The sequence below is a fragment of the Salinisphaera sp. genome, assembly GCF_035690525.1.
Classification (GTDB): domain Bacteria; phylum Pseudomonadota; class Gammaproteobacteria; order Nevskiales; family Salinisphaeraceae; genus Salinisphaera.
In genome coordinates this window covers 1-6,449 of sequence record NZ_DASSKM010000018.1, presented here as the reverse complement: position 1 = coordinate 6,449, position 6,449 = coordinate 1, and the positions used below count along the sequence as shown (strand labels likewise).

The 6,449-nt window shown below is 61.1% G+C and carries 9 protein-coding genes; 4 read left to right on the top strand and 5 right to left on the bottom strand.

Features of this window, described 5'->3' with window-relative positions:
- Positions 1–98 precede the first annotated feature (98 nt).
- The 5 genes from VFJ08_RS01135 to VFJ08_RS01115 are packed head-to-tail and all read right to left on the bottom strand — an operon-like array spanning position 99 to position 3,231.
- Positions 99–425: a cupin domain-containing protein gene (locus VFJ08_RS01135; protein ID WP_324994286.1), complete on the bottom strand. Its 327-nt coding sequence runs from the start codon at positions 423–425 to the stop codon at positions 99–101.
- Positions 426–450: 25 nt separating this feature from the next.
- Positions 451–915, bottom strand: coding sequence for an ester cyclase (locus VFJ08_RS01130; RefSeq protein ID WP_324994284.1), 465 nt, complete (start codon positions 913–915; stop codon positions 451–453).
- Positions 866–2,251, bottom strand: a complete 1,386-nt coding sequence (locus VFJ08_RS01125; RefSeq protein WP_324994282.1) for a pyridoxal phosphate-dependent decarboxylase family protein — start codon at positions 2,249–2,251, stop codon at positions 866–868. Before VFJ08_RS01125 ends, VFJ08_RS01130 begins: the two co-directional genes overlap by 50 nt.
- On the bottom strand, positions 2,244–2,804 hold the full coding sequence (locus tag VFJ08_RS01120; RefSeq protein ID WP_324994280.1) for a hypothetical protein: 561 nt from the start codon (positions 2,802–2,804) through the stop codon (positions 2,244–2,246). The genes VFJ08_RS01125 and VFJ08_RS01120 overlap by 8 nt, the downstream gene beginning before the upstream one ends.
- A complete protein-coding gene (locus VFJ08_RS01115) occupies positions 2,791–3,231 on the bottom strand; it encodes a hypothetical protein (protein ID WP_324994278.1) in 441 nt (146 codons plus the stop codon). Before VFJ08_RS01115 ends, VFJ08_RS01120 begins: the two co-directional genes overlap by 14 nt.
- A 393-nt stretch (positions 3,232–3,624) precedes the next feature.
- On the opposite strand from VFJ08_RS01115, the gene VFJ08_RS01110 reads away from it, so the two are divergent.
- From VFJ08_RS01110 to VFJ08_RS01095, 4 genes are all read left to right on the top strand, one after another.
- Positions 3,625–4,209 carry a copper chaperone PCu(A)C gene (locus VFJ08_RS01110; protein ID WP_324994276.1) on the top strand — a complete coding sequence of 195 codons (585 nt, stop codon included), beginning with the start codon at positions 3,625–3,627 and terminating at the stop codon, positions 4,207–4,209.
- A gap of 14 nt (positions 4,210–4,223) precedes the next feature.
- The gene (dapF, locus tag VFJ08_RS01105; RefSeq protein WP_324994274.1) at positions 4,224–5,063 is read left to right on the top strand and encodes a diaminopimelate epimerase; all 840 of its coding nucleotides are present in this window, start codon (positions 4,224–4,226) and stop codon (positions 5,061–5,063) included.
- A 71-nt stretch (positions 5,064–5,134) separates the two neighbouring features.
- On the top strand, positions 5,135–5,845 hold the full coding sequence (locus VFJ08_RS01100; RefSeq protein WP_324994272.1) for a DUF484 family protein: 711 nt from the start codon (positions 5,135–5,137) through the stop codon (positions 5,843–5,845).
- Positions 5,846–6,147: 302 nt separating this feature from the next.
- On the top strand, positions 6,148–6,449 hold a 302-nt coding region (locus tag VFJ08_RS01095; protein ID WP_324994270.1), incomplete at its 3' end, for a site-specific integrase.

Sequence of the window (6,449 nt, the reverse complement as noted above, 5' to 3'; positions counted from 1 at the left end):
GTAGGGCACCGCGAATTCCTCGAGCCAGTACCCAGTTGGGTATACTTGGCCATCGGTCCCTCGAATCTGCGATGCGCCACTGAGTAGCATCAGTACACTCATGCTTTCACCTGTCGTTCATTCGAAGCTGGCTGCTGGTTTTTATAGCCATAGGCCCATTTGTTGACCGCCGGTCCTGGATTGTGAACGGTGTGGCGCGCCCCGGCAGGCACAAAAATCTCCAAGTTGGGCTGGAGATCGACCCGCTCGCCGTCGATCACGAAACTGACTTGCCCTTCGAGGAGAATCACCTTCTCGTCGTAGGGATGAACGATCGGCGGCCAGTTCTTGCCCGGCACGTCGTGCCAGATCGTGCAGTCAAATCCTTCCGAGGCCCAGCGCGCCTTAATGGTTGATACGTCTTCGATATCAGAGGGCTCATCCATGTCGCATATTCCCTGCGTTACTGAGTCACTCGACGACGGCCAGCTGATCGAGCAGCGTGACCATGTCGTAGTACAGGTCAATCGTTTGGATCTTTTCCCCATCGGAGCCGATCAGCATTACGGCCGGTATTACCATCGGGCGACTGGTCGGCGGTATCACGCCATCGACTACGGGGAGTGCGCCGGTGTGCGTGCCACGCAAAATAACTTCGCAAGCGGCGCCGTTTTTCTGCTCGATCGAGCGGGCGAGTTCGATCGATAGGTCGGAAAAGCTCTGCACCCATCGCTGCAGTTTCTCGATTAAAACCGGCGCCGACTCGGCTTTGATACCCTGGCCGTAGTCTTCATAGCGGGCATCAAAATGGCACCGAGCGACGAAGCCGGGCCAATCATGTCGATTGATGGTGCCCACAATCGTGGCCGGATCGATGGCGAGAGGTTCAAGAGGCATGACGTGCTCCTTGTAGAGACTCTGTTTCGAGAGCGTCATCGAAAGCTGCGGCCAGCCGATCAGCGATCGCGTCGAAATACTCCTCGTGCTCGGGTTTCATTAGACACGCCCGCAGGCAGGTGATGTGATCGTCGTCCCAGCTCACCGGTATGTCAGCCGCGACGATCAGGTGCTTGGGCACCTTGCATAATGCAAGATGCACGTCGCGCTGAGCGGCGCGCTCGAATATAGCTGCCGACTTAGCCGAGATGTCGCGAGCCGAGGTGCCTTTCGGCATCCACACGACGATGTCGAGTTCCGGGTTCCAGGGCGTACGAAAACGATTGTCGTCAAGCAGGAACGACTTGAGACGCTTCGCGGCCGCTCGGCTCTGAGTCAGTCGATCGGCAAATTCGCCGCCAAGCACGAGCGGGAAGTACTGCATCGTTGCCCAGAGTGCACAGGCTGCGGCGCCCGCCCGCGAGCACTCGAGGCTGATTTCTCCCAGATGAAGTTCCGTCGAGCTGAAGTAGGTATAAGGCGAGTCATGCTTGTAATGGCGCCCGACCGCGGGGTCCGAGAACAGGATGCAGCCGCATCCATAGGGTTGCAGGCCATGCTTGTGTGGATCGATGGAAATCGAGTCAATGTGCGCTACCCAGTCGAAATGCCGCCGTGTTTCACTGCCAAGTGATTCATCCAGGATGAAATAGCCGCCGTAGGCCGCATCAACGTGTACGCGAAAATCATATTTCGCGCGCAGTGCAAGAACATCGGCCAGCGGATCGACGGCGCCCAGTGCCGTGGTTCCCATCGTAACCACGACCGTCCCGACGTCGCCTTTGGACAGTCGCTTTTCGAGGCGTCGCATGCACATACGGCCTTTCGGATCGGCCGGGACCGCGTCGAACGAGAGACCGAGAACATTCGTGAGACGTGAATGCGTGTAGTGCGCTTGTTCGGAAGCCAACACGCATCTGCCATCAGTTTCTTCACGGGCTACCCATAAAGCTTCCAGGTTCGCCATGGTCCCGCCACTCGTCAGATGCCCCAGTGTCTGGGGCAGGCCCAGCATCTTGCCGATATCGACTACGACCTGTTTTTCCAGGTCCGAGCTTGCGCGACCGCCATCGAGGGCATGATTGTTCGGATTGATCAACATTGCGTTCTGATAAGCCACACGTGCGATCGGATGTGGCGGCTTGAGCATCTGACCAAGATAGAACGCATGGTGGTACGGGTAGTTGTCCTGCATACGCGTAGCGAGCTTTTTCATGATCGTTTCGACGCGCGAGTAGTCGACTTGGTCGGCCATAGCAGGAAGATGCAAAAATCCATCTTGTAACCGCTTGTTCGCTTTGCTTAGATGCTGGACTTCAATGGCGTTGCTATTCATTTCGAGTCCTTCGTAAGACGCTATCGGTCGGGGCGAACGGGTCCAGCCGCATTGTTTTGAAATTCAGCAAGACATCCGGGGCCGGTGTTTCGTGCGGGTTTTCCCGAAGGCTCATTTCACGACCGACAAACCGCTCACAAACGTGCGAATGCGCGTCGTACGCACGTGCGACTGTGCGCTCGAGCTCTGCGGCGTCCGGTTGTAGAGCAGGCGGCAAATCCGCCAGTCGGTCTTTCATGCCCCGGATCTGTTGAACCATCAGCTTGTGGTCAAGCGCATCGAGGCCGCTAAACTTCTCAGGCATCGAAGGCCTAACCACGCGGTGGTAGTCCTTTGGATCGAAATCAGCCGCGAAGCGCATGGCCTGTATCGACGCGCCCATAAGTTTCGAGGCGCTGACCAGATGCTCCTTGGCCTCACGGATTCGTCCGTTAGCAAATGCGCGATCGAAGCCGGTGAGAGCTAGGGTCAAGGCTTGGATCAGGCCAATAAAGACCTGATGGCCACTTTTCCATCGAGACTTGGCAGAATGTTCTCGCTCAGCTGACTGCACGAATCACCTGCCGGGATTGGGAGGTCACGGAGACAGTTGTTTCAATGCCGACAACAAGCCCGTCAAGCAACGTTTGCCAGTCGTCGTTTGACAGCGACGTACTGGTCGCGCATTTGTCCACGATCAGGTTTCGGTACGAAAAGAGAATGCCGCGCAGAGCGTCCTCAAGCCGTGCGGGCTGGATGCGTCGAATGCTGAAATAAACATCGAAAATCGTGTGCGGCAAAGACTCGTTGAAGATCTCCTGTCGCGAGTTCGATTCCAGACGTTCGATGCATCGGTCGATCTGCGAGATGAATGAATCACTTGATGAGGGGTCAATGCTTTTGACGAGATCGCGAACTTGATCAGCAATCTCAGTCTCCGGCTCGCCGAACCGGCAGTCGATCAAGGCACTGAGCAGCGGATATTCAGCTTGTGCGGGCATATATGCTCCGTTGAAGATCAAGTAGGGCGATATCAGCTTTTCATTTAAGCTATCGACACAGACTCGAAGCGTCTCGCTCTTGTTTGCGTATTAATTGATCCGGCTTGCTGTTTTGCAGCTTGTTGCTCGGCTGCGCCAGCGGACCCCTTGCGACTAAAGAAGCGACTGAACCGCCAGCTTCGCCACGAAGACATACTTGCGAATAGACGGGCGTGCCTAGGCGGGTTCGGATACGGGTATTTGGACACTTCGTCGGTGGGCAGAGCGCGATTCGCTTTAATCGGTAGCCGTTTAACGGCAGCGGGACAATGCGAGATAAAAAAGCGGTAAAATACTGTTTTGCATGGAACGATCGGCGTGTCCGGCGCCACGAGCACGACAGGAGCGCAGCGCATGCGGCATTCGTCGATTCCGATCCTTCTGGCGACGACCGGCCTGGCCGGCGTGCTCGCCGGCTGTGGGCAATCGGATCCGGCGCCCGGCTGCGGCAAGCTAGCCGTTCATGACGCCTGGGTGGCGCCCGCGTATACCGGTTCGCGCGAAATGCTCGGCTATTTCACGCTGTACAATGACGGCTCCAAGCCGGTGACCGTCAACGGTGTATCCAGCGACGCCTTCGATCGTGCGGTGTTTCAGAACAAGGCGGCCGCGGCGGAATCGTCCAACGATGCCGGCGGCGACGCGCAGCCGCTCGCGCGGATCACCGTGGCCGCGGGCGAGGATGTGCGGTTCGAGCCCGGCCGGCGTGAAGTGGCTCTGTATTCGCCGAGCCGCGCCTATCGCGCGGGTGATCGCATCCGGCTCAGCCTGATCTGTGGCCGCCGGCATGCCGCGTTGGCCACGACCGCCACCGTGCGCGATCGCCACGGCGATCTGCCGAGCGTGAACGACGATCGGGACGCGGCCGAGCGCAGGCAGGTGATCCGGGGCGGGCGCAACAGCGGCGGCGCCAACGACGATTCCAAGACCGCGAATTGAGTGAGTGCGACGTCATGGGTATGGCTTTCACAAAGATGCACGGCCTGGGCAACGATTTCGTGGTGCTCGATGCCACGCGCGCGCCGGTCGCGCTCGACGAAGCGACGGCCCGGCGTATCGCCGACCGGCGCTTCGGCATCGGCTGCGATCAGATCCTGATCGTCGAGCCGGCCCGCAGCGCCGCCGCGGATTTCGCCTATCGTGTTCTCAATGCCGACGGCAGCGAATCCGGCCAATGCGGCAACGGCGCGCGCTGTTTTTTGCGCTATGTGCGCGAGGCCGGGCTCACCGACAAAACCCGTATCGTGGTTGATATCCGCGACGGGCAGATGACGCTCGAAGCGCTCGACGGCGACCTGTTCTCGGTCGCGCTCGGCCGACCCGAGTTCGAGCCGGCTCGGATTCCGCTAACCGGCTTCGTGCGCGCCGCGAATTATCGCCTGGACGATGTCGCCGGGCGGTCGGTGGTTTTCGCCGCGGTCGCGCTCGGCAATCCGCATGCGGTGATCCGTGTGCCCGACGCGGCCGCCGCCGAGGTCGAGCGCGTCGGCCCGGCGCTGGAGCGTCACCCCGCGTTTCCCGAACGCGTGAACGTCGGCTTCTGTGAACTCGTGGCCCGCGATCATGTCCGTTTGCGTGTATTCGAGCGCGGCGCCGGCGAAACGCTGGCTTGTGGCAGCGGGGCGGCGGCGGCCGTGGTGACCGGTATCGCCGCGGGCGATCTGGATCGCGAGGTGCGCGTGGATCTGCCCGGCGGCACCGCGCGTGTACGCTGGGAAGGCGAAAGCGCGCCGGCCGTGCTGATTGGCCCGGCCGAGCGCGTGTTCGAGGGTAAACTGGTATCGTCTGAATAGAGTCGCTGTCGCGGGCAACCGACGCGTTTGTTGCCTCGCCGACGACAGCCCTGTCGTAAAGATCGCCTACCATGAACGAAGCCAAAAAACAGACCGTATCGACCGATCTCGACGAGAGCGATGTCGCGGCCTATCTCGCCGCGCATCCGGATTTTCTGCGCCGCCATCCCGAGACCTTCGAGGCGATGGATGTGCCGCACGCCTCGGGCAGCGCCATTTCGTTGATCGAACGTCAGGTGCGCGTGCTGCGTGAGACCAACGCGAAGATCCAGTCGCGCTTCGAGGAACTGCTGGCCACGGCCCGGAGCAATCACGAGCGCGTGGTCCAGCTCAATCGCGTGGCCCGGATCATGGCCGGCGCGGTTTCGGCCGATGCGATGGTCGAAGCGCTCGTCGCCTGTCTGCGCGAGCATCTGGCGGTCGATCGCGTATATCTCGGCATCCAGGGCGCGCTGCCCGCCGATATCAGCCGTATCGATACGCTCCGCGACGATTCGGATGCAAGCCGCGCGCTCACCAATGTCTTTCGTCGCGGCAAGCCGATCTGCGGCGAACTGAGCGCAACCCAGGCCGAAGCCCTGTTCGCCGCCGATGACGACGCCCTGATGACCAGCGCGGCGCTGATCCCGCTGGGCAGCAGCGGCGTGCACGGCGCGATCGTGCTCGCCAGCGCCGATCCCAAGCGTTTCACGCCGGAGATGGGCACGCTGTTCGTGGAACTGTTCGGCGATCTGCTCACGGCTACCCTGCGTCGCCTGCTGGGCGCCGAGCGGCTGCCCTGATTACGGCGTGTCGTGACGGCTGACGAGACCGGCGTGGACCGGCGCGACGCCCTGGGGCCTGTTGCCGCTTCATACGGCCCCGCGTTGCAACCCCAAATCGTGTCAGCCAAGGCGCAGAGCGCCGACCGCAGTCATTCTGCGGTCAAGCTCTGCAACGCCGGATGGCGCGATTTGGGGCCGCAACCCGAAGGGCCGGCGGCTATTTTCCCGCAATCCATCGTTGCAGCGCGCTACGGTAGAGTGACTACCGTACGCCCGCTGCGCCTTGTCTTGCGAAAAAATAGCCGTCGGCGCGGCGTCGTATGAAACGGCAACAGGCCCTAGACATCTCGATCGGGGATTATCTCGCTCAGTTGCAGAATGCCCGCCGTGCCTCGGCGCATACGGTGGCCGGCTATGCCCGCGATCTGGCGGCGGCGGCCGATTATTTCGCCGGGCGCGGCATCGACGACTGGACCCGGGTCACGGTGGCCGACGTGCGCGAACTGCTGGCCGCGCGCCATCGCGGCGGCGCCCAACCGGCGAGTCTGGCGCGATTGGCCTCGGCGCTGCGCAGTTTCTATGTTTGGCGCATGCGCCAGGGCATCTCCACGGATAATCCGGC